The following is a 20,308-nucleotide window of genomic DNA, read 5'->3' as shown; positions in this document are numbered from 1 at the left end:
GCTTGAAAAAAATGCCGGTTTGTCGGCTCTGCGGCCGCTGGTGGGCGTCTATTTTGTTCTTGAGGGGCCATGCTCCATAGCTGTTTAGGCGATCGCTACGACCTTGAGCGCCTGCTAGGTGAGGCTCCCGGCCGCTTGACCTTTTTGGCCTGCGATCGCGCAGCGGATCGCGCGGTGGTGGTCAAGCTGCTGCGCTTTGGTCAGGGGACGCGCTGGGAAGACCTCCAGCGGTGCGAGCGGGAGGCCCAAACCCTGGCGGCCCTGGAGCATCCGGCGATTCCAAAACTGCTGGATCACTTCGAGGTCCAGCGAGCTGATTTTCGCGGCTTTGCCTGGGTCCAGGACTACGTGACCGGCGCGTCGCTGCGGGCCTGCCTGGCGGCGGGGGAGCGTTTTTCGCCGTCAGAGGTGATGCAGCTGGCGCGCCAGGTCCTGGAAATTTTGGACTATCTCCACGGGCGATCGCCGCCGGTCATTCACCGCGATATCAAGCCTGCGAATCTCTTGATTCAGCGGGACTCCGGCGCGATCGCCCGGGTGTTCTTGGTGGACTTTGGCGGGGTGCAGGTGCTCGGCGGCGGCCAGACCCGCACGGTGGTGGGCAGCTACGGCTACATGCCCCTGGAGCAGTTTGGCGGGCGATCGGTGCCAGCCTCGGATCTCTACGCCCTGGGGGCGACGCTGATCGAGGTGCTGACGGGGGTGCATCCAGCGGATCTGCCTCAGGTGGACTTTCGGCTGGACTTTGGGCAGGGAGTCCCGCTGGCCCTTGGCTGGCGGACCTGGCTGGAGCGTATGACAGCGCCCCAGGCCAGCGATCGCTTTTTGAGCGCTCGGGAGGCTCTGGCGGCCCTCGATCGCCTGGACGCGGGGCAAACTCTGGGGGACGCGCTGGCCCTGCCCAGTGGGCGAGTGGGCCTCCGGGAAACCGGGCGATCGCGCGCGCTCACCCTCCGCCCCGCTCCTCCCAAGGTCTGGCTGGGGGTCGGGGTGCCCTTTGTGCTGGCCTGGGACATTCTGCTGGCGTCCATTGTGCCGACGGCGATCGCCCAGTCGCCCCTGCACCAGGCGATTTTGGCGGGGTTTTTCCTGCCCTTTGCCCTGGCGGGCGGCGCTATGACCCTGGGCTTGCTGCTGCTCGTCTTGGGGCACCTGCACCTCGAAGTCACCCCCGACCAGCTGATCTGGGAATACCGCCTGGGCGGCTGGGCCTGCTTTCGGCGGCGGTGGCGGCGGCAGGAGCTCGAGGCGGTGGAGTGGCGATCGCCGGGAGTCGAAACCCGTGAAGGGGTCCCGGTCCAGGTGCCCGCCACCGTGATCCTGTGCACCCCACGTCAGCGCCACCCCCTGACCACTGGCCTAAATTTGTCGGGCGATGAGGCGCGCTGGCTCGCCGAAACCCTCGGCCAGAGCCTCCAGATCCCGCTGCGATCGCTGACATCTGAACCCTAGCTGAACTCTAAAAGCCCCCGCAGTGCCTAATGCTCCGAGGACGTTTCGCCCAGCACACTGGGCAGAGACGGCACCAGTTCTTTATTGAGCTGGCCTGCTTTGACGAATTCGGCGTAGGTTTCTGCCTCAACGGCCAGGAGTTCTTCCTGGATCTGCTCGATGGCAAAATCGCGCAGTTCGGGATGCTCCTGGGTGAGCTTTTTGAGATCTTGCTCAATGTCGGTTAGCTGCCCCTGAACCAGCGCCACCTGATAGCGATAAAACTCCGGTTCTACGAGCGGTCGCTTGTGAATTTCTTCGAGGCGCTCCAGGACTCGCTTGAGGGCGACTTGGCGGGCGATCGCCTCCAGATACTCCTGTTTCAGCGGCTGGTTGCCCAGGAGGCCCAAGACCTTGAGAAAAGGCTTGGTGGTCAATCCCTGGATCAGCAGGGTAAACAGCACCACGCCGAAGACTGTCGCAATGATTTCTTCGCGGCCCGACAGAGCAGCCGGTACGCTGAGGGCCAGGGCAATGGACACCGAGCCCCGCAGCCCGCCCCACCAAAGCGCCGTCTGCTCGGGGAGACTGATGCGAGAGCCGGCCAGGGCATTGCTGAGGGCGCCGAGGCCGTAGATGGCGATCGCCCGCGTCACCAGCATCGCCACCACGCTCACCGCGATGGAGTCGAGATTCTTAGCCAGGCTCTCGAAGTTAATTTGGTCACCAATCAGCAAAAAGACAATGGAGTTGACGAAAAAGGCAAGAAATTCCCAAAATTCGCTGACAATCACCCGCGTTCGGGGATTCATGCCGATGCGCGAGCCGAAATTCCCCAGGACGAGCCCGACCGTCACCACGCCGATCACCCCAGAACCGCCCAGTTCCTCAGTGATCAGGTAGGTGCCGTAGGCCGCCACCAAGGTCAGCGACTGCTCCACCAGGGGCAGGTCAAAGCGCTGGGTGAGATAGGACAATCCAAAACCAATCAGACTGCCAACGCCAATCCCAACGCCCACCACCACTAGAAATTCCAGCACCGTTGCCCGCAGCTCAAACTGCCCGAGACCCAGGGGAATCGCGACCAGCAGCCCAAAGGCGACAACGGCTACCCCATCGTTAAACAGGCTCTCGCCTTCCAGAAGGGTTTTAGGGCGATCGCCTACCCCTAATTCTCGAAAGAGGGCAATGACCGAAACGGGATCGGTGGCGGACAGACTCGCACCGACCAGCAGCGCGATCTCCAGGGACAACGACGTAAACTGCTGCAGCCCAAAGGCGATCCCCAGCACCGAGATCACAACCCCAAAAACGGCGTAGAGCCCGATGGGAACCAGATCCCGTTTGAGGTTAGACCATTTGAGGTTCCAGGCGGCTTCAAAGAGCAGCGGCGGCAAAAAGATGGAGAGAATCAATTCTGGGGATAAATTCACCAGCCGCACATCTACAAAGGCCAGACCCGCGCCCACAATCACGAGGAGCAGCGTATAAGGAATCTGGCGCATCCAGCCGAAGATCTGGGGCAGGGTGGCAACACTCAGGGAGACAGACAGGACGAGCAGAAAGCGCTCTAGGTTTGTCTGGATGGCTGCCTCAGATGCAATGCTCTCTAGGGCCATGACAATCACATCAGCGAGTCCAAAACGTCCCCCCCACTGTAACAACCCCAAATTTCGCCCCCGGCGCGATCGCACCACCTCCTTTACTCAAGGGAGCAGTTCACCTTAAGGGGCGATGACGCAGAGAGTTGTCTAAAAAGCAAAACCCACCCGTTTTGCGGGTGGGTAGTGATGGAGTGCTGTTTTGTCTAGAGGACTTTGAGGACCAAGAAGCCGAGGACGAGAACCACCAGGAAACCCCAAGCAACCCAGTCGAAATACTTTTCGATCCAGTCCTTGAGGCGATCGCCCCCCCAAAAGATCAGTCCACTCACAAGGAAAAAGCGGAAGTTTCGGCCAATCACAGAGGCTAGGACAAACTGTCCAAAGTTGAAGCTAAAGACCCCTGACGCAATCGTAAAAACTTTGTAGGGAATGGGCGTGATTGCCGCTGTCAGCACTCCCCAAAAGCCCCAGGTATCGTAGAGATTTTGGATTTGATTAAAGACTGCTTGGTTGGGGTCGTAGGCGTTGAGAATCGGCTGACCGATCGTCTCGAAGGCAAAGGCCCCAATGCCGTAGCCGAAGATGCCGCCGAGGACAGAGGCAACGCCACAAATGGCCGCGAAGTAGAACGAGCGCTTGGGCTGGCCGACGCAGAGCGCGATCAGCAAAACGTCCGGAGGGATCGGGAAAAACGAAGACTCTGCAAAGGACAAAACAAACAGTGCAAGGCCGCCGTAGCGCGATTCACTCCAACCCGTTACCCAGTTATAGGCCCGTCGCAGCATATAGTTTCTTGGGGTGCTTCAGTCACAGATTCCGACACAATGTAGCAGCTTTTGCGATCGCCGCGTAGCGCTAACTGGGATCTTTACCCGAGGTTTGCACACAGGTCTGGACGGTTTCATCGGGGTTTGGGGAGAGATTGGTGCCCAAAAGTAGGCCCTCCAGAGTTCCGAAAGGCTGGGTAAGCAAGGCTGAATGCTTTACATCGCCCCAGCGGGTGCTGTTCTGGGCGCGGGCGACGCTGAGGCGCTCGGCCATGTCGGCGGCGGCCGCTACGGCGACGGGGCCGAGCTGACCCAGCAGGCGGGCGTGGCGGTACTGGGGCGATCGCCCCAGAGCGGCCTCTAGTCGCTGGGCGATCGCCTCTGAATCCGGGGCCAAATCCAGCAGCAGCGCGTAGTGGGGCCGGGGCGTCAGGACCGGCGCGAGGCAGGCAAAGCGGGCCGGAGCCAGATCTAGATCTGCCAGCACCTGCGCGACAAAGGCCACGGTCAACTTTTCGCCGACCAGGTCGCTGGTATCGCGCGATCGCCCCAAAAATTCTAAACAGGGCGTCGATCGGTAAACGTGCGTCACCCGCACGCGATCGCCCATTCGGTAGCGATACAGCCCGCCCGATTGAGAAATAATGAGTTCATAGACTATTCCTGGCTGAATCTCCTGGATTTGCCAGATTTTTCCCGCTTCATCCTCAAATTCAAACAGGACAGTGTCGACAAGCGGCACGCAGCCCTGAGCCGCGATCAGCGGCACCGTCATGGGTGCTTCGGTGGCTAGCAGGCCCTTTCCCTGGACCAGCGCCCCGGGAAACAGCCGCCGCAGACCCTCTGCCGAGTCCGCCGCTGTGGCGCTGTCCCAGCAGGAAATCAGCCGCAGGTGAGGCCACAGGCGGTTCCAGGCAATCTCTGGCGCAGCCAGCAGGCGATCGCGCTCTGGGGAGAGCGTCCCGGCGAGGGCGCGGCGCAGCTCGTGCTGATGGGCCTGGATATAGTCCAGCTGGGCGCTCAGGAAGCTGGGACTCCACAAAGACAGGATCTCCAGACGCTCCTCCGCCAAAAGGGCGATCGCCAGTTGCCGCTTGAACTGGGCGACGGACTGGGGCCGGTGGGCCGCCTCCGGCAGCACCCAAAAAGGACGCAGCAGCCAGCGCAGCCACGGGTCGAGGTATTCCGAATCGTCCTGGAGCCCCTGGGGATCGGGATCGGCTTCTTGCAGCTTTGGAGAAATGCAAAAGTAAAACTTGCCGGAGCTGAAGCGGGGGCCGTGGCGCAGCAAGTCAAAGGCCCACACGCAAAACAGGTGATTGAAGGCGCGGCGCAGCGATCGCGTGTAGGGAATTTCTTTGGCGGGGCCGCTGCTGCCCGAGGTCCGCTCATAAAACAGCACCGGTTCGCGAGTCAGGAGCGATCGCCCTTCGGCGCGCTGCTGCGCGAGCCAGGGACGCAGATCGTCGTAGGTGACCACCGGCAGGCGCTCCCAGTCAGCGACCTGCCGCACGCCGTGGGCTCGGCCATAGTCGCTAGCGGTCACCTGGGCCACTAGACGTCGCTGTAGGCGAGCCTGGGCAGCCGCAGGCCGATCGAGCGATCGCCCAAAGCGAGCCGCCGCCGGGGCCAAAAGCAAACTCAACGCTGAAAGCACAAAACCCATAGCAGACCCAGAAACCCTGTCTCAAGTCTTGGAAGCCGAGCCAAAGAGCGATCGCCCCTGACGGCGCGAAGCGCCACCGGAGCCGATCAGGCCAGGATTAGCGCTTGGTTGGGTCCCGGCCTGATCGAGGCGTGACTTTAACCGTATCTAAGTGTCAAAGTTGGCGTCGAAGACCAAAGTGCCGTCGGTGGAAAGCACGACGTAGCGATAGTTGCGTGGGGCAGTTTGCCAGAACTTGGAAAGTTCCTGCAAGTTGTAGCTGTTGGGTACATTGATTTCGAAATAGCCGCGCTCTGGCACCCAGGCAATCCACATACCCTTGCTGACTTGGCTGTAGCCCATGCGCTTCCAGAACAGATTGCGAATGGACTGCTCCTGCTGCCGACCGATGGGCACCTGGACGAAGCGCCAAGTGGGTGTGCCGTAGTTGCGCAGGGCATCGCGCGGTGTGCTGCTCGGCAGCGATCGCCCGACCTCGTTGTAATACCAGCTATAGCGCGCCTTCTCCGTCAAGGTCTCAAAACGGGTGCAGCCGTCATAGACCGCTGACAGCAAGCGGCCATCACTGGCATAGACCCGGTGGGAAGAGTTGCCGAGCTGCAAGAGGTTAATTGCTTCTTGTTTTTGCGGGCCGCGCAGCTGGTCAAAGTTGGCGCTCAGCGTGATGCGATCGCCCTCTAGGCGCTCATAAATTCGCTGAGTTCCCCAAGGATAGGTTTTCATCTGCTGGAGTTTTTCCCAGTTTGCCTGGACCCGGGGCTGGCTCACTTCGAGCGGGGGCACGGCGCCGGGACAGTTGGCGAGGCTGGGGGGAACCGCAGCGGCGAGATTCAAGCAGGCGGCTAGGGGCAAAAGCCAAAGAACTTTGCGGTAGGACATGGGGAGTGAAACGAGATCGGGTGAGTGAAATGGATGAAAATCTGGCCAGGACTGGCCTGAGCCGATCTACAGTGTGAAGTCCTGACCTCGCGCAAAATTCAGTTGGAAGGACAGAATTTTTTCTGGTCTGCGGCGGGCTGATTGGCGGGGAGCCAAAATTAGGATCAGCCGCTGCGCCAAGCTGAGAAATCCCCCTAGGGCGCATGGCAAATTAAAGCTTTTTCGAGATAATAAAAAGGATCCCAATCCCACAGTGCACCACCAACGGTCAGAAAAGCGCTAAGACCGGCCGGATCACTGTGCTGCCTGGACAAGTTGTCTAAAGTAAGTGCTGGTTCCCTGTTGCCTGTTGCTGGCGCGGTGGTTTCTGGCGCACCCTCACAAACATTGAGCGATCGCCCAGGGAGTTTTGGTACTCTGCCGCTGCGTCCTGACCGATTTTGACCTTCTGGGCTTATCTGCTCCCATGAACATCCCTCAGTTCAACATTTTACTGGTCGAAGATAGCCCTGGCGATGCCCGGCTTCTGCACGAGATTCTCCATGGCGTACTGGGGCTTGAGCAGATCTGTCATGTGGAGTGCTTGGAGGAGGCGATCGCCGCCTGCGGCCGGTTCTCTTTCGATGTTGTCCTGCTGGATCTCTCGCTGCCGGACTCCGATGGCCTCGAGACCCTGATAGACCTTCAGGCGGCAGGCGTGCGATCGCCGGTCATCATCCTGACGGGGCTTGAAGATGAGCAAATGGCCCTCGCCTCTCTCAAGCTCGGTGCCCAGGACTATTTGTTCAAGGGGCGCATCGATCGCTGTCTGCTGATCAAGTCGATGCGCTATGCCGTTGAGCGTGCCCGCATTGCTGAGCAGCTCCGTCAAAGCGAAGAGGGCTACCGCCAGCTCGTAGATCTCTGCCCAGACGCGATTTTGATCGCAACCGATGAGCAGATCGTCTTTGGCAACAGCGCAGCAGTGGGACTTCTCCAGGCTTCTTCCCCAGAAGACCTCATCGGGCAGTCCATCCTAACCTACGTCTATCCAGAGGATCGGGCGATCGCACGGCGGTGGATGGAGCAGGTGAGCCAGCAAGGTCGTCCAGCTGTCCAAATCGAGCAGCGCTGGGTGATCGCCGGAGACACCGTGATCAACGTGGAGACAACCGCAGCCCCCTTCGTCTATCACAACCAAGCCGCGCAGCAAATTGTGATTCGCGATATCTCCCAGCGCAAACGCCTAGAGGAAGGAATGCTCTTGGCGCTTCAGCATGAGCGAGATCTCAACGATCTCAAATCTAATTTTGTCTCCATGGTCTCCCATGAATTTCGCAATCCTCTAGCGACGATTCGCACCTTTGTGGAGCTCTTTGAGGGATACTATCAAGACCTTTCTGAGGAGCGACGTAGCCAATATTTTCGCCTGATTAAAACAGAGATCGCCCACATGCTCCACCTGCTAGATGAGGTGCTGATCTTGGGACAGACAGAGTCTGGCGGACTCCGCTATGAACCGGAATTTGTGCTTTTAGGCGATCTGTGTCAGGAACTGGTAGAGTCTCTGAAACTGAGAGTAGATACGACGCATCAGGTTGTTTTTCAGTCGGATGACTTCTCTGCACCTGTCGAAATGGATGCAGTATTGTTGCGCCACATTTTAAGTAATCTGCTCTCCAATGCGGTCAAGTATTCACCAGAAAATAGCAAGATCTTTTTTCGAGTCTTCCATCAAGAAAGAAGCGTAATTTTTCAGGTGAAAGATCAAGGCATTGGCATTCCTCCTCAGGACTATCAACACCTTTTTGAAACCTTTTATCGGGCCAGCAATGTTGGCAAGATCCAGGGCACTGGTCTAGGCCTTGCGATCGTCAAGAAGTGTGTTGATCTGCACGGCGGCCTTATCCAGATAGATAGCGAAGTCGGTCGTGGGACAACGGTGACGGTGATGCTGCCGTGGCGAGAGGCGATCGCCCCGATGCCCCACGAAAACAGCCCTCGCGAATAGCTCTCGGGTCTTTACAAACTTAAGTGAAGGGTGATTTATTCCAGCTCTTCGGCTTGCTGACGCAAAGCTTCTTGGCCTGCGCCCAGCAGCAAACCAATCACGCCTCCCGCAATGGCGTAGTTAGGCGATGTCACAGGGTTGGCAACGTCAGCATTGAGTTGGGCAACGCCCATACCCACAATGGTGCCCATAGCGCAGGTGACTACGGCGGAAACCATTACGCAACGACGATTCATAATTTTTCCTCCCCCTTAAACCCCAAAAACGGAAATGTATCGGATACCTCCATTGTTGGAGGGGTGAAGGAGCCTGAAGCAGGGATGTTGGATTTTTTTAGACTTCTTTAGCTTTCAACACAGAGCGATCGCTCTGTGATTTTGAAAGCGATCGCTCCAAAGCAATCTTCAAAACGTTCTGGATAGGTTTGCTGCTGGTTTAACTGCGATCGCTCTGCACGCCTGTGTCTATGAAGCTTAAAGAAGCTTAAACAAAAAAAGTGCATCCCGGAGGATGCACTGTCGCTGTGCTCAAACTTGTGGGGGGCGATCGCCCCCAATGCTTGATCTAATAGCTTCGAGAAGAACTCTCGCTCTCTAGCTTTGGCTGCGCCCCATCGTCTTCAGTATGGCGCGGGCCTTGAGGACGCGTTGGCTCCGTCAGCGTCTTGATCACAATGTACAAAATCGGCACCAAAAAGAGACTGAGAAACGTTGCAATAAACATCCCGCCAAAGACCGCCGTTCCCAGCGACTGGCGGCTACCGGCACCAGCTCCCGTCGCGATCACCAGCGGGAAAATGCCCACCAGTGTCGAAATTGCCGTCATCAGAATCGGCCGCAGACGCTGTTGGGACGCTTCGAGAGCCGCGCTGGTGATCGAGAGTCCCTCTTCTCGCAGCTGGTTAGCAAACTCCACAATCAAAATTGCGTTCTTGCTCGCCAAGCCGATCAGCATCACCAGACCAATCTGGCAGTACACATCATTGGCAAATCCCCGCAGCATCTGGGCTGCCAGAGCGCCCATGATCGCCAGCGGCACCGACAGCATAATGATCGTCGGGTCAATGTAGCTCTCGTACTGAGCTGCCAGCACCAAGAACACAAACACCAGACCCAGGCCGAAGATCAGGGGTGCCTGACCGCCAGACTCGATCTCTTCTAGCGAAGTCCCCGACCACTCGTAGCCCACGCCAGTCGGTAAGACCTTAGCCGCTACCGACTCCATCGCGCGGATGGCGTCCCCAGAGCTAGCCCCCGGAGCAGGACTACCGCTGATTTCGATAGAGCGGAAAAGGTTGTAGTGATTGATCGTTTGGGCACCGGTGGCAGGAGTAACCGTCACCAAATTTCCCAGAGGGATCATCTGGTCTCGCTGCGATCGCACATAGAGCTGATCGATCGTGTCCGGATTCGTGCGGAACTGGGCGTCAGCCTGGACATAGACCCGATAGGTCCGCCGATCCAGGTTGAAATCATTCACGTACTGCGAACCGAGGTAAGTTTGCAGCGTCGCGAAAATATCATTAATGTTGACATCCAGCGCCTTCGCCTTATCCCGGTTTACCTCCACCAGCAGCTGAGGCGTACTGGCCGAATAGGTGCTAAATACCGCCCGCAGATCCGGATGCTGATTGGCAGCCCCCAGCATCTGACCCATGTACTGCACCAGCATATCCAGGTCGAGATTTCCTCGCTGATCCTGAAGCTGGAACTGGAAACCGCCAAAACTTCCCAAGCCCTGAATTGCCGGTGGATTCACCGGGAAAACTCGCGCCTCAGGAATCGACAAAAGCTGCCCCTGAATTCGGCCAATGATTGCCGGGGCCGACTGAGACGGATCTTTCCGCTCAGACCAGGGCTTCAGCGTCGTAAAGACCACGCCGCTATTGGCCGTGCTGCCACTAAAGCCAAACCCCCCCACCGCAAAGGTGGCATTCACCTCCGGCAGTCCCAGCATGATCTCCTCGACCTGGCGCATCACATCGCTGGTGTAGCTGATGGAAACCCCTTCCGGCCCTTGGATGAGGACAATCACATAGCCCTGGTCCTCCTCCGGCAGAAAGGCCGAGGGCACCGTTTGGTAAAGCCAGAACGTGAGAGCCAACAGCCCCGCAAATCCCGCCAGCACCAAGTACTTGACCTGGGTCAAGAAACCTAGGATCTGGCGATAGCGATTGCGAACCCAGTCTAGGAAACGATTGAAGACCCCAAAAATTTGCCCGAGCCAGCCGCCCACCTGAACATTGGCGCGCAAAAGCAGGCCCGACAGCGTTGGCGTCAGCGTCAGTGCAATAAAAGTCGAGATCGCGATCGAAAAGGCAATGGTCAAAGCAAACTGGCGATAGAGTGCCCCCGTCGTGCCTGGGAAAAAGGCAACCGGGATAAACACCGCCATCAGCACCAGCGAAGTCGCAATGACCGCTCCCGTCAGCTCCTGCATGGCAACGATCGCCGCCTGGCGTGGCTTGAGCCCCCGCTCCTGGATCTTGGTCGCGATGTCCTCCACCACCACGATGGCGTCATCCACCACCATCCCCGTGGCCAAGGTCAGACCAAACAGGGTCAGGCTGTTGATCGAGAAATCAAAGATCTTGATAAAGGCAAAGGTACCGACCAGCGATATCGGGATTGTCACCGCCGGAATAATCGTGGTTCGCCAGTCCTGCAAGAAAATGAAAATAATCAGGACCACCAGCAGCACCGACTGAATCAAGGTCAAAATAACCTCACTCAGCGACTGCTCCACATAGTCCGTGGTGTCAAAACCAATGTCGTACTTCATTCCTGGCGGAAAATCTTCGGCCAGCGTGGCCATCTCCGCTTTCACCGCCCGCGCCACATCAATGGCGTTGCTGCCTGGAATCTGGTTGATGCCCAGGCCCACCGCCGGTTTGCCGCGGAAGCGCAGGAAAGAACCGTAGTTTTCGGCCCCTAGCTCAGCTCGACCCACATCGCTTAGCTTCACCAGCGCGCCATTGTCGCCGGTGGTCACCACGATATCCTCGAACTCTGACACGTTCCGCAGACGGCTCACAGCCCGCAGGTCCACCTGATAGCGCTGATCATCGGGGACCGGCGGCTGACCGATGCGGCCTGCTCCTACCTGGATGTTTTGTTCTCGCAGGGCGTTGACCACGTCCTGGGCCGTGAGATTGCGGCTAGCGAGCTGATCGGGGTTCAGCCAGATCCGCATCGCGTAGGTCCGTTCCCCAAAGATCTGCACATTACCAACCCCCTCGACCCGCTTGAGGGCATTCACCAAGTAGAGATCGGCGTAGTTGCTGAGGAAAATGTCGTCGTACTCGTTGTTGTCGGTGTACAGACCAAAGCCCAGCAAAAGGCTGCTGGACTGCTTACTGACCGACACGCCGCTCCGAATCACCTCTTCGGGGAGTCGAGGCTCGGCGATCGAGACTCGGTTTTGGACATCGACCGCAGCGATGTCTTGGTCTCGGCTGGAGTCAAAGGTGACGGTGATAGCGCTGGTGCCGTCGTTGCTGCTGCTCGACGTGATGTAGCGCAGCCCTTCCACCCCGTTGATTTCCTGCTCCAGGATGGTGGTGACAGCGTTTTCGACGGTTTGGGCGTCTGCTCCCCCATAGTTGGTGGTGACTGTGACCTGCTTGGGGCTGATGTCAGGATACTGAGCGACTGGCAGCGCAGGAATGCTGACAATGCCAATGAGCAGGATGATCAGCGCACAGACGGTGGTGAAAACCGGTCGCTTAATGAAAAATTCAACAAACATACGCTCAGCCGTGGGCGATGGGACGAGGACAGGCGAGGCTTATTGGGCGGCGGCGCCAGGGGGTCCCCCAGCTTGCTGGCTGGGGTCCATTTCGATGACGGGAGCCCCGTCGGAGAGATTGAGAATGCCGGAAACCACCACGCGATCGCCCGCTTTCACTCCCTCAAGCACCTGATAGCTGTTGCCCTGGATTTCCCCCAGCTTGACAGAGGTCTGGCGGACCACCATGGCCGGCTGCTTGGTCTGGGGATTTTCGCCCTGCTCCACCACGTAGAGGAAGGTCTGGCCGCCCAGGCGCGAGACTGCCGCCGTGGGTACCAGTACCCCCGGATTTCGCTGCCAGATCACCCGGGCCTCGACCCGCTGACCGTCCTGGAGTCGGCTCCCCGGATTGGGGAAAGTGGCCTTGGCCAAAACCGTCTGGGTGCCAGCGTCTGCCTGGGGAGAGATGAAGCTAATGCGACCAGTGACCAAAGGCTGGTCGCCCTGGAAGAGCCGTAGCTCCACCGGCAGGCCGGAGCGCAGGTCGTTTTGGCGTTCTAGGGGAATGGGCAAATTGAGCTCTAGGGACTGGTTCTGGGTGATGTTGGTGATCACGTCCCCAGCGGTGATGTAGTCGCCTAGCTTGGCTTCGAGCTCGCCGACGACGCCGTCAATGGGAGCGGTGACGCGGGTGTCCTGTAAGTCCTCAACCACTGCCGCAGACTCTGCTTGGGCCTGCGCTAGTCCTGCATTGGCCTCATCGAGGCTGGCGCGGGCTGCGCGGATTTGGTCTTCGGCGGCGGCAAGGGCTGCGCGGGCGGCATTGCGATCGCGCTTCACCTGGTCTAGGCGCTGCTCCGGCAGCACCCCTTCAGCGACCAGCCCAGAGATCCGCTCGTACTCGGTTTCTTGCAGCTCCGCATCAGCGGCGGCTTCAATGCGCCGCGACTGGGCTGCCTGGAGCTGGGCTTGGGAGTTGTTGCGGGAGGCGCGGGCTGCGTTGGCGTTGGAGATGGCAGCGTTGACCTCCGCTTGGCGGCGATCGGGGCTGAGCTGCACAATGGGATCGCCCACGGCGACGGTATCTCCGGCCGAGACAAACACCTGGGTAATCCGACCCTCGGTTTTGGGCCGCAGCGCGATGCCCTGCTGGGCTTCTAGGGATCCGACAAATTTGGTGCTGTCTTCGACGGTGCTGGTTTCAACGACCTGGGTTTTCACCGGCATCCCCGGCGGACCGCTCATCTGCTCTTGGGCGGGGGCACTGCCCGGGGTGATCAGCCGCCACAGGGCGAAGCCGCCTCCAGCGAGAATCAAGAGCCCAAAGAGAATCCAGGCCCACAATCGCTTGCCGCCGGGGGATGGGCTGGCAGGACCGGGTGAAGATTCCGGAGCGGGGGTTTGGGAAGGAGAAATATCCATAGGCTGAGGGAGAGTCGCTTCAGTTGTCTTGACTGGATGGGTTAGGTCAGGGGCAGCAAAGCTGGCAATGGGGAAGGTAACCAGGATGGTGGTCCGGAGGTTGGCAGGAGGGTCCAAAAAAAACGCAGGTCACAGACAGAGGTCGGTGACGCTGGGTCGGTGGGGATCATCTGGCAGGCTGAGAGGTTGACAGCGAGCGCGAGATCAAGATACCGGTTGCTGCGCTCTAGGAATTGTGGAAACTAAGAAAAAATTTAGGCAAAAATTGCTCTTTTCGGGCAGAAATCTGGTCTTGGAGTTGCCAGATGCGATCGCCCATAGCGCTTATAAAATCCAGAAGTTGTTCATCAAAATTGCCTCTCGCATGATTACCTTGCGCTAAGTTGACGACAACTTCGTCGACACTAAACTGAACTAATTTAAAGCTGAGGAATGAGCCTTCTACGCTAATGCTATTCCTGCGGCACTGTTGTCCATCTTTTGAGATGTTTTTGAGCGATTTTGAGGGCTCTAGGAACTGCTTGAGAGATATGCTGAACGTTTGGATTGTACCCGCCAATGGTGAGATTCGCCTATCACCCAGTCGGATGATAGAAAGTCGCTCGAGGCGTGAAAGCCTGATGTTGTCTGGCTTGGTAGAAGAAGATGGCGCAGGGAGAGGGCGCTAGTCGGCGATCGCTTTGGAGAGAGAAATATCGATCGCTTTCTTTTTCTCTAGATGATAGAGAAATTGGTTGGAGGAGATCTGGAGGTGAAAATAGGAAGACATTGCAGGTGGTTGGGAGAGAGGCCTAAAGAATGGGGCTCAAAAAGATTTGTCATCGCTGGGGATTTCACGGGGCGCTGTTGCTGCTGTGGATCGCGGTAGGCGCGGTGCTGCGCTTCACGAACTTGGCGGCCAAGCCCCCCTGGAATGATGAACTGGCGACGATGGTGTTTAGCCTGGGCAATAGTTTCCAGGTCGTGCCCCTGGACCAGGCGATCGCCCTAGAGACGCTGCTGGCGCCCCTGCGGCCCAATGGGGCGGCGACGGTGGCGACGGTGGCGCAGCGCCTCTTTACCGAAAGCACCCATCCACCGGTCTACTTTGCCCTGACGCACCTGTGGCTCGATTGGCTGCCGCCGGATGGAGAGCTGGTGTCGGTGGGCGCTGCGCGATCGCTCTCGGCGCTGTTTGGGGTGATGGCGATTCCGGCGTGCTTTGGCCTGGGGTGGCGGCTATTTCGATCGCGGATGGTCGGCCACTGGAGCGCGGCCCTGATGGCGGTGTCGCCCTACGGGATCTACCAGGCCCAAGAAGCCCGCCACTATACGCTGGCGATTTTGTGCGTGCTGGCATCCCTGGGCTGCGCGGCGATCGCCCTTCGGCCAGACCGCGCCGGCAAGGGACTGCGGCCGCTGCCCTGGAGCGTGGTGCTCCTATGGATCGCGGTCCATGCTCTGGGCATTGCGGTGCACTATTTCTTTGCCCTGGCGATCGCGGCCGAGGCCCTGGCGATCGCGGCGCAGCTGCTGGTGTCCTGGCACCGGGGCCGAGGGGTGCCGCGACAAACCCTGATCGCCCTGGGACTCGTGGGCGCGGGAAGCCTGGTGGCGGGGCTGGTCTGGCTGCCCCTGGTTAACCAGATCCCGGATCATCAGCTCACCCAGTGGATTTTTGACGCCAATCCCCTGACCGAGAGTCTGGCGATCCTCGGGCGCACGGTGGGCTGGGTGGTGACCATGGTGGTGATGCTGCCGGTGGAGGGGGTGCCGACGGGGGTGGCGGTGGCCAGCGGGGCGATCGCCCTCGGCTTTTTGGGGTGGGCGCTGCCCCAGTGGATCGCGGGCGGCCGCCACTGGCTGGGGGTTCCCCGGACCAAGCCGCTGATCGCGCTGCTGGGCGGCTTCATCGTGGCGGTGCTGGGGCTGTTTGCCGTGATCACCTATGGCCTAGGAGCTGATATGTCGCTGGCGGCCCGCTATCACTTTGTCTATTTCCCGGCGCTGATGCTGCTGATGGGGGCAATCCTGGCGGCGAACTGGCGCGGTGAAGGGCGATCGCGGCCCATCGGGCGGCGAATTGCGGCCCTGACGCTGGTGCTGGGGCTGCTGGGCGGCCTGACGGTGGTGACCAACTACGGCTACCAAAAGCCCGATCGCCCTGATGCCTTGGTGCCGCTGATCCAGAGCGTCTCGGCCTCCAGGCCGGCGCTGATTGCCGGAGCCCACCAAAACTATGAGCAAACCCGCGAGCTGATGGGCTTGGCCCTTGAGTTTCGCCGCTTTCGTCGCCGTCAGGCAGCGGCGGGAGCGCCATTGCCCCCGGAGCCGCAGTTTTTGCTGGCCCACCACGATCGCCCAGATCAGCCCCGGACCGTGACGGTGCTGCAACAGGTGGTGGACGACTTTCCGAAGCCCTTTGATCTGTGGGTGGTGAACTTCTTCCCGACGCCGGAGCCGGAGATCCAGGGCTGCCAGCGATCGCGCGAGGCTTTGCCCAAGCTCAACGGCTACAAACACCGCCTCTACCACTGCTCCTGAACCCAGCCACAAAAAATCTCTGGGATTAAACAGTCATCCCAGAGAAAGTGCTAGCTGCGCGGTGCGTCTATGAGTCTACGCCGTTTGCAGCTCCAGCGTCGGATAGTCGATGTAGCCCCGCTCGTCTCCGCCGTAGAAGCTGGAGCGATCGTACTCATTGAGCTCTGCGTTGACGGCAAAGCGCTGGGGCAGGTCCGGGTTGGAGATAAACCAGCGGCCATAGGCGATCAGATCAGCATCACCGGCCTCTAGAACCTCGTTGCCAGAGTCGCGATCGTAGCCGCCCGCCGAGATGATCGTGCCCTCAAAGAGAGAGCGGAAGTAGCCGCTGGTCAGCTCCGGTGCCGGGGGATTGAGGTCGGCGCGGGGCTCCACTAGGTGCAGATAGGCCAGGCCAAAGCGATTGAGGGCCTGGACCGCGTAGCTGAAGGTTTCGGCCCGCTGGGAACCGGCCATGTCGTTGAAGGTGCCGGTGGGAGCCAGGCGCACCCCCACGCGATCGCCGCCCCACACGCTCACCACCGCCTCCGTCACCTCCAGCAAAAAGCGGGTGCGGTTCTCGATGGATCCGCCGTAGGCGTCGGTGCGCTGGTTGGTGCTGTCCTGCAAGAACTGGTCGATTAAGTAGCCATTGGCGGCGTGAATTTCGACCCCGTCAAAGCCCGCGTCCATGGCGTTTTGGGCGGCCTTGCGGTAGTCCTCGACGATGCCCGCAATCTCTTCAACTTCGAGGGCGTGCGGCGTCTCGAAGGGAGCCATGCCCTCGTAGGTGGCCGCTTCTCCCGCTGGGGCGATCGCGCTGGGAGCGACCGGCAGCGCTCCGCCAGGCTGGAGAGACGAGTGTGAAATGCGCCCCACGTGCCACAGCTGCAAGAAGATGCGGCCCCCCGCCTGATGAACGGCCTCGGTGACCAGCTTCCAGCCTTCCACCTGCTCGGCGGAATAGATGCCGGGGGTGTTGGGATAGCCCATGCCCTGGGGCGAAATTTGGCTGGCCTCTGAAATGATCAGGCCCGCAGAGGCTCGCTGGGTGTAATACTCCGCGTTTAGGGCTGTCGGCGCGAGGTTAGCACCGGCTCGGTTGCGGGTCAGGGGGGCCATAACGACGCGGTTGGGCAGGGTGTAGGGGCCAACCTGAACGGGGGTGAGTAAGCGTAGATCGGTCATCGGGTGTAAAGCTCCGAAATGCAGAACGATAATCGTCAGGGTTAGGGATATAAGCGCGATAAAGAGAAAAATCAGGAGCGATCGCCCAGGGTGCGTAGTTGAGCGATCGCCCAAAATCTGTCGCGCAAACTCTATGTTTAAGTAGTCAAACAAGTATTTAACTACAGATCCTAGGCAAGGCGTCTTTAGAAGTCAAGTAGTTATTTAACAATTTCACTAAGGACGACCAGTCCGTACAATGGAAACCAGAGACCCCGTGGGACACTGTCCTGTTGATGCCTTATGTCTGCCCTCGAAGAAAGCCAATCCCCGACTTCGGTTGACCTCAGCGACCTAGAGCAGCGCGCCAAAATCTTTGCGGCTCTGTCGGACCCGACGCGCCTGCGAATTGTGGAGCTGCTGACCACCCGGGCGGAGATGAGCGGCTCGGAGGTTGCCCACCACCTGGGCATCAGTCTGGCGCTGTTTTGCCACCACTCCAAGATTTTGGCAGAAGCCGGACTGCTCCAAATCCGCCGAGAGGGTCAAACCAAATTCAACTCTTTGAATGAGGCTCTGCTGCGGGAGTGCTTTGGGCGGCTGACGCTGTCCTAGGGGACTTGCGCAGGCTGTGAAGCTCGCGCTGGAGGGTGTCCCGCAGGGCCTGGGCGGCGTCGTAGGGGCGCGATCGCCCGTTACCCGTTTGAGCTTGAAGCTGGGGCGTGTACAGCGGCTGGACATAGTATCGCAGCTTGCTGCGCAAAGCCCAGACGCCCAGGGACGGAAACAGCAAAAAGAAAATCATGCCGGGAGAAAGCGGCAAAAAAGGCATGGCAAAGGGCTTGGCGAGCCAGGCCTGGTGCTCAGCCCAGGGATGCAAAAACTCATTGCCCAGGCACACCACCGGCAAGATCGGGATTTGGTAGCGATCGCTGAGGGTAATGAAGCTGGGATGAAAGGTCTGGATTTGGTAGCGCTGGGACCAGCCCTTGCGGGGGCCGCGCAAGCCCTCGGGAGCGTAGAGCAGAACGGCGTTGTGGGCGACGGCAGCCTCGAAGGCGTCGGCCTCGGCCCGCACCCCGCCCAGGGCCTGGGACCAGCCCGGCGGCAGCCACCACACCACCCAGGGATGCTCGAACAGGGAAACCCCCGCTAGGGGCTGGATGGTCCAGCCGCGCTCGTGGCCCAGCAGATAGGCCAAGCACAAAAAATCCCACGGGAAGCACATGCCCGCATGGTTCATGGTGATGATCAGCGGCTGGTCGGGCGGCAGGCGATCGCAGTGGTGCAGCTCTGCCCGAAAGTAGCGCGTAACGATGGGGCCGAGGATCTCTTCCCGAAAGGCTCGCTGATAGTCTGGGTGAAAGCTTTCAGGAGCGGCCTGGGGCGATCGCCCGAGGGATCGCAGCCAGCGCAGCAGCAGCGCCAGATAAAATCCCCCCGGCACCAAAAACAGCAAATACTCCAGCCAGTTCCATCCCGGCGTGTCGGGGTGGTAGTGCTGCCAGTGGCGATTAAACAAAATCAGCCAGCCCGGCGGATACCAGAGGCAAAATCGATCAAACCAGCCAAAGGAATAGGGCTCAGCCATGGGATTTGTTTGAGATTCTGCTTTCCCTTTTCCCTGAGTGTAGCGGCTCCCCCTCCCTTGGCGGTGCATGTCCCCAGAAGAGACGCTCTAGGCTTGATTGAGTTAGGGAGATCTTTCCGGTAGACTTGGCTGTCTGCCCTGATGCAGACCTGATGCAGAGATGGTGGCAGCGCGAAGGCGATCGCCCTGAGCCTTGGAACCAAAACAGGGGCGATAGTGCAAAGGAACGGCAGAAAGACCGTTGCGCAATAGGAGCGAGAATGAATCAGTATTTTGCAACGGTGGCGCGGGGACTAGAGGCGATCGCCGCCGAAGAGCTAGAGCAGCTAGGCGCCCAGGCCGTGAAACCAGAGTTTTGCGGCGTGAGCTTTGAGGGCGATCGCGCGTTGCTCTACCGCGTGAATTTGTGGGCTCGGCTGCCCTTTCGGATCCTCATGAAGATCCATCACTTTCCCTGCCAGGATGCCGAGGATCTCTATCGCGGGATCCACAGTATTGACTGGTTTGACTATTTGACGCCGGATCTGACCCTCGCCGTCAACGCCACCGGCAAAAACGATCGCCTCAACCACACCCACTTCACCGCCATCCAGGTCAAAAAGGCGATCGTCGAGCAGCAGCAAGAGCGAGCTGGAGAACGCTCCAATGTAGATACAGTGGCTCCGGATGTGCGGGTGAATGTGCACATCGATCGCAGCGGCTGCACCGTCAGCCTCGACAGCTCAGGCAACAGCCTCCACCGCCGGGGCTACCGGCCTGCCATGGGAGCCGCTCCCCTCAAGGAATCCCTGGCGGCCGCGCTGATTCAGCTTTCGGGCTGGCAGCCGGACCAGATGTTTTACGATCCCTTGTGCGGGTCAGGGACTTTGCCTCTGGAGGCCAGCCTCAGAGCGCTCAATATCGCGCCGGGCCTCTTTCGCGAGCGCTTTGGTTTTGAGACATGGCCAGACTTTGACCTGCCGCTGCTCGAAGATCTCCTGCAAGAAGCAGAAGACAGCCAAAAGCATGAGCTGCCAGCGCCGATTTGGGGGAGCGATCGCGATGAGAATGTCATCCGACAGGCGATCGCCAACGCCGAAAACTGCGGCGTCGAGGAGCATGTCTGGTTTTCTTGCACTGAGCTAGCGGACGTCGTCGCTCCCGCCGACAGCGGCATCCTGCTGTGCAACCCGCCCTACGGCGAGCGCATTGGCCGCATTGGCGAGATGGCCGCTTTCTACAAGCTCCTGGGAGATGTCCTCAAGCAGCGCTTCAAAGGCTGGACCGCCTTTATCCTCAGCGGCAATAAAGAGCTAGCGCAGTCCATCGGCCTCAAGTCCTCCCAGCGCATCCCGGTCTATAACGGCGCTCTGCCCTGTCAGCTCATGAAGTATGAGCTGTACTAAGCTGCGCAAATTCTCTATCTGTGCCTCAGAATCGAGGCACAGATAGAGTTTCGGCATTCATATAAAGTCTCTTTGAGATAAATTTTGATCAGGCGGCGATCGCCTCTAAGCACCTCTAACTATCTATCTAAAAGACTCTCTGAGAGATTTTAACCAGAGATCTTCTAATCAAACT

14 protein-coding genes are annotated in these 20,308 nt (G+C 59.3%); 5 read left to right on the top strand and 9 right to left on the bottom strand.

What is annotated here, in order from left to right; all coding sequences use genetic code 11:
- Positions 1-69 precede the first annotated feature (69 nt).
- Positions 70-1,452: a serine/threonine-protein kinase gene (locus tag GEI7407_RS10720; RefSeq protein WP_015172178.1), complete on the top strand. Its 1,383-nt coding sequence runs from the start codon at positions 70-72 to the stop codon at positions 1,450-1,452.
- A 26-nt stretch (positions 1,453-1,478) separates the two neighbouring features.
- Here the strand turns inward: GEI7407_RS10720 and GEI7407_RS10715 are convergent, their stop codons facing one another.
- From GEI7407_RS10715 to GEI7407_RS10700, 4 genes are all read right to left on the bottom strand, one after another.
- Positions 1,479-3,050, bottom strand: a complete 1,572-nt coding sequence (locus tag GEI7407_RS10715; RefSeq protein ID WP_015172177.1) for a sodium:proton antiporter — start codon at positions 3,048-3,050, stop codon at positions 1,479-1,481.
- Positions 3,051-3,238: 188 nt separating this feature from the next.
- Positions 3,239-3,820 carry a YqaA family protein gene (locus GEI7407_RS10710; protein ID WP_015172176.1) on the bottom strand — a complete coding sequence of 194 codons (582 nt, stop codon included), beginning with the start codon at positions 3,818-3,820 and terminating at the stop codon, positions 3,239-3,241.
- A 70-nt stretch (positions 3,821-3,890) separates the two neighbouring features.
- On the bottom strand, positions 3,891-5,468 hold the full coding sequence (locus GEI7407_RS10705; RefSeq protein WP_041268393.1) for a GH3 auxin-responsive promoter family protein: 1,578 nt from the start codon (positions 5,466-5,468) through the stop codon (positions 3,891-3,893).
- Positions 5,469-5,615: 147 nt separating this feature from the next.
- Positions 5,616-6,347, bottom strand: coding sequence for a hypothetical protein (locus tag GEI7407_RS10700; protein ID WP_015172174.1), 732 nt, complete (start codon positions 6,345-6,347; stop codon positions 5,616-5,618).
- A 466-nt stretch (positions 6,348-6,813) separates the two neighbouring features.
- On the opposite strand from GEI7407_RS10700, the gene GEI7407_RS10695 reads away from it, so the two are divergent.
- Complete coding sequence (locus tag GEI7407_RS10695; RefSeq protein ID WP_015172173.1) at positions 6,814-8,337, top strand: ATP-binding protein; 1,524 nt, start codon at positions 6,814-6,816, stop codon at positions 8,335-8,337.
- Positions 8,338-8,372: 35 nt separating this feature from the next.
- On the opposite strand, the gene GEI7407_RS10690 is transcribed toward GEI7407_RS10695, so the two are convergent.
- The 3 genes from GEI7407_RS10690 to GEI7407_RS10680 form a co-directional block, all read right to left on the bottom strand.
- Positions 8,373-8,573 (bottom strand): hypothetical protein, encoded by a 201-nt coding sequence (locus GEI7407_RS10690; protein WP_015172172.1) that lies wholly within the window; start codon positions 8,571-8,573, stop codon positions 8,373-8,375.
- A gap of 328 nt (positions 8,574-8,901) precedes the next feature.
- Positions 8,902-12,084 (bottom strand): efflux RND transporter permease subunit, encoded by a 3,183-nt coding sequence (locus GEI7407_RS10685; RefSeq protein WP_015172171.1) that lies wholly within the window; start codon positions 12,082-12,084, stop codon positions 8,902-8,904.
- A 39-nt stretch (positions 12,085-12,123) separates the two neighbouring features.
- Positions 12,124-13,488, bottom strand: a complete 1,365-nt coding sequence (locus tag GEI7407_RS10680; RefSeq protein ID WP_015172170.1) for an efflux RND transporter periplasmic adaptor subunit — start codon at positions 13,486-13,488, stop codon at positions 12,124-12,126.
- Positions 13,489-14,286: 798 nt separating this feature from the next.
- On the opposite strand from GEI7407_RS10680, the gene GEI7407_RS10675 reads away from it, so the two are divergent.
- Positions 14,287-16,011 carry a hypothetical protein gene (locus tag GEI7407_RS10675; protein ID WP_015172168.1) on the top strand — a complete coding sequence of 575 codons (1,725 nt, stop codon included), beginning with the start codon at positions 14,287-14,289 and terminating at the stop codon, positions 16,009-16,011.
- Between the two features lie 75 nt (positions 16,012-16,086).
- Here GEI7407_RS10675 and GEI7407_RS10670 read toward each other — a convergent pair whose 3' ends face one another.
- Complete coding sequence (locus GEI7407_RS10670) at positions 16,087-17,178, bottom strand: alkene reductase (RefSeq protein WP_015172167.1); 1,092 nt, start codon at positions 17,176-17,178, stop codon at positions 16,087-16,089.
- Positions 17,179-17,460: 282 nt separating this feature from the next.
- On the opposite strand from GEI7407_RS10670, the gene GEI7407_RS10665 reads away from it, so the two are divergent.
- Positions 17,461-17,772 (top strand): helix-turn-helix transcriptional regulator, encoded by a 312-nt coding sequence (locus tag GEI7407_RS10665; RefSeq protein WP_015172166.1) that lies wholly within the window; start codon positions 17,461-17,463, stop codon positions 17,770-17,772.
- Here the strand turns inward: GEI7407_RS10665 and GEI7407_RS10660 are convergent.
- Positions 17,714-18,748 carry a 1-acyl-sn-glycerol-3-phosphate acyltransferase gene (locus GEI7407_RS10660; RefSeq protein WP_015172165.1) on the bottom strand — a complete coding sequence of 345 codons (1,035 nt, stop codon included), beginning with the start codon at positions 18,746-18,748 and terminating at the stop codon, positions 17,714-17,716. The two genes, GEI7407_RS10665 and GEI7407_RS10660, sit on opposite strands and share 59 nt — an antisense overlap.
- Positions 18,749-19,008: 260 nt before the next feature.
- Here GEI7407_RS10660 and GEI7407_RS10655 point away from each other — a divergent pair, with 260 nt between their 5' ends.
- Complete coding sequence (locus tag GEI7407_RS10655; RefSeq protein ID WP_015172164.1) at positions 19,009-20,133, top strand: class I SAM-dependent RNA methyltransferase; 1,125 nt, start codon at positions 19,009-19,011, stop codon at positions 20,131-20,133.
- Positions 20,134-20,308 lie beyond the last annotated feature (175 nt).

The sequence above is a fragment of the Geitlerinema sp. PCC 7407 genome (genome assembly GCF_000317045.1).
Classification (GTDB): domain Bacteria; phylum Cyanobacteriota; class Cyanobacteriia; order PCC-7407; family PCC-7407; genus PCC-7407.
Note: the sequence above shows the minus strand (reverse complement) of the source record. Positions and strands in the feature narration are given on the sequence as shown.

What these genes read in the sequence shown, in the direction of transcription:
- GEI7407_RS10700 (WP_015172174.1), bottom strand. Translation starts at nt 6,347, where the DNA reads ATGTCCTACCGCAAAGTTCTTTGGCTTTTGCCCCTAGCCGCCTGCTTG.
- GEI7407_RS10675 (WP_015172168.1), top strand. Translation starts at nt 14,287, where the DNA reads ATGGGGCTCAAAAAGATTTGTCATCGCTGGGGATTTCACGGGGCGCTG.
- GEI7407_RS10680 (WP_015172170.1), bottom strand. Translation starts at nt 13,488, where the DNA reads ATGGATATTTCTCCTTCCCAAACCCCCGCTCCGGAATCTTCACCCGGT.
- GEI7407_RS10690 (WP_015172172.1), bottom strand. Translation starts at nt 8,573, where the DNA reads ATGAATCGTCGTTGCGTAATGGTTTCCGCCGTAGTCACCTGCGCTATG.
- GEI7407_RS10715 (WP_015172177.1), bottom strand. Translation starts at nt 3,050, where the DNA reads ATGGCCCTAGAGAGCATTGCATCTGAGGCAGCCATCCAGACAAACCTA.
- GEI7407_RS10685 (WP_015172171.1), bottom strand. Translation starts at nt 12,084, where the DNA reads ATGTTTGTTGAATTTTTCATTAAGCGACCGGTTTTCACCACCGTCTGT.
- GEI7407_RS10710 (WP_015172176.1), bottom strand. Translation starts at nt 3,820, where the DNA reads ATGCTGCGACGGGCCTATAACTGGGTAACGGGTTGGAGTGAATCGCGC.
- GEI7407_RS10665 (WP_015172166.1), top strand. Translation starts at nt 17,461, where the DNA reads ATGTCTGCCCTCGAAGAAAGCCAATCCCCGACTTCGGTTGACCTCAGC.
- GEI7407_RS10660 (WP_015172165.1), bottom strand. Translation starts at nt 18,748, where the DNA reads ATGGCTGAGCCCTATTCCTTTGGCTGGTTTGATCGATTTTGCCTCTGG.
- GEI7407_RS10705 (WP_041268393.1), bottom strand. Translation starts at nt 5,468, where the DNA reads ATGGGTTTTGTGCTTTCAGCGTTGAGTTTGCTTTTGGCCCCGGCGGCG.
- GEI7407_RS10720 (WP_015172178.1), top strand. Translation starts at nt 70, where the DNA reads ATGCTCCATAGCTGTTTAGGCGATCGCTACGACCTTGAGCGCCTGCTA.
- GEI7407_RS10670 (WP_015172167.1), bottom strand. Translation starts at nt 17,178, where the DNA reads ATGACCGATCTACGCTTACTCACCCCCGTTCAGGTTGGCCCCTACACC.
- GEI7407_RS10655 (WP_015172164.1), top strand. Translation starts at nt 19,009, where the DNA reads ATGAATCAGTATTTTGCAACGGTGGCGCGGGGACTAGAGGCGATCGCC.
- GEI7407_RS10695 (WP_015172173.1), top strand. Translation starts at nt 6,814, where the DNA reads ATGAACATCCCTCAGTTCAACATTTTACTGGTCGAAGATAGCCCTGGC.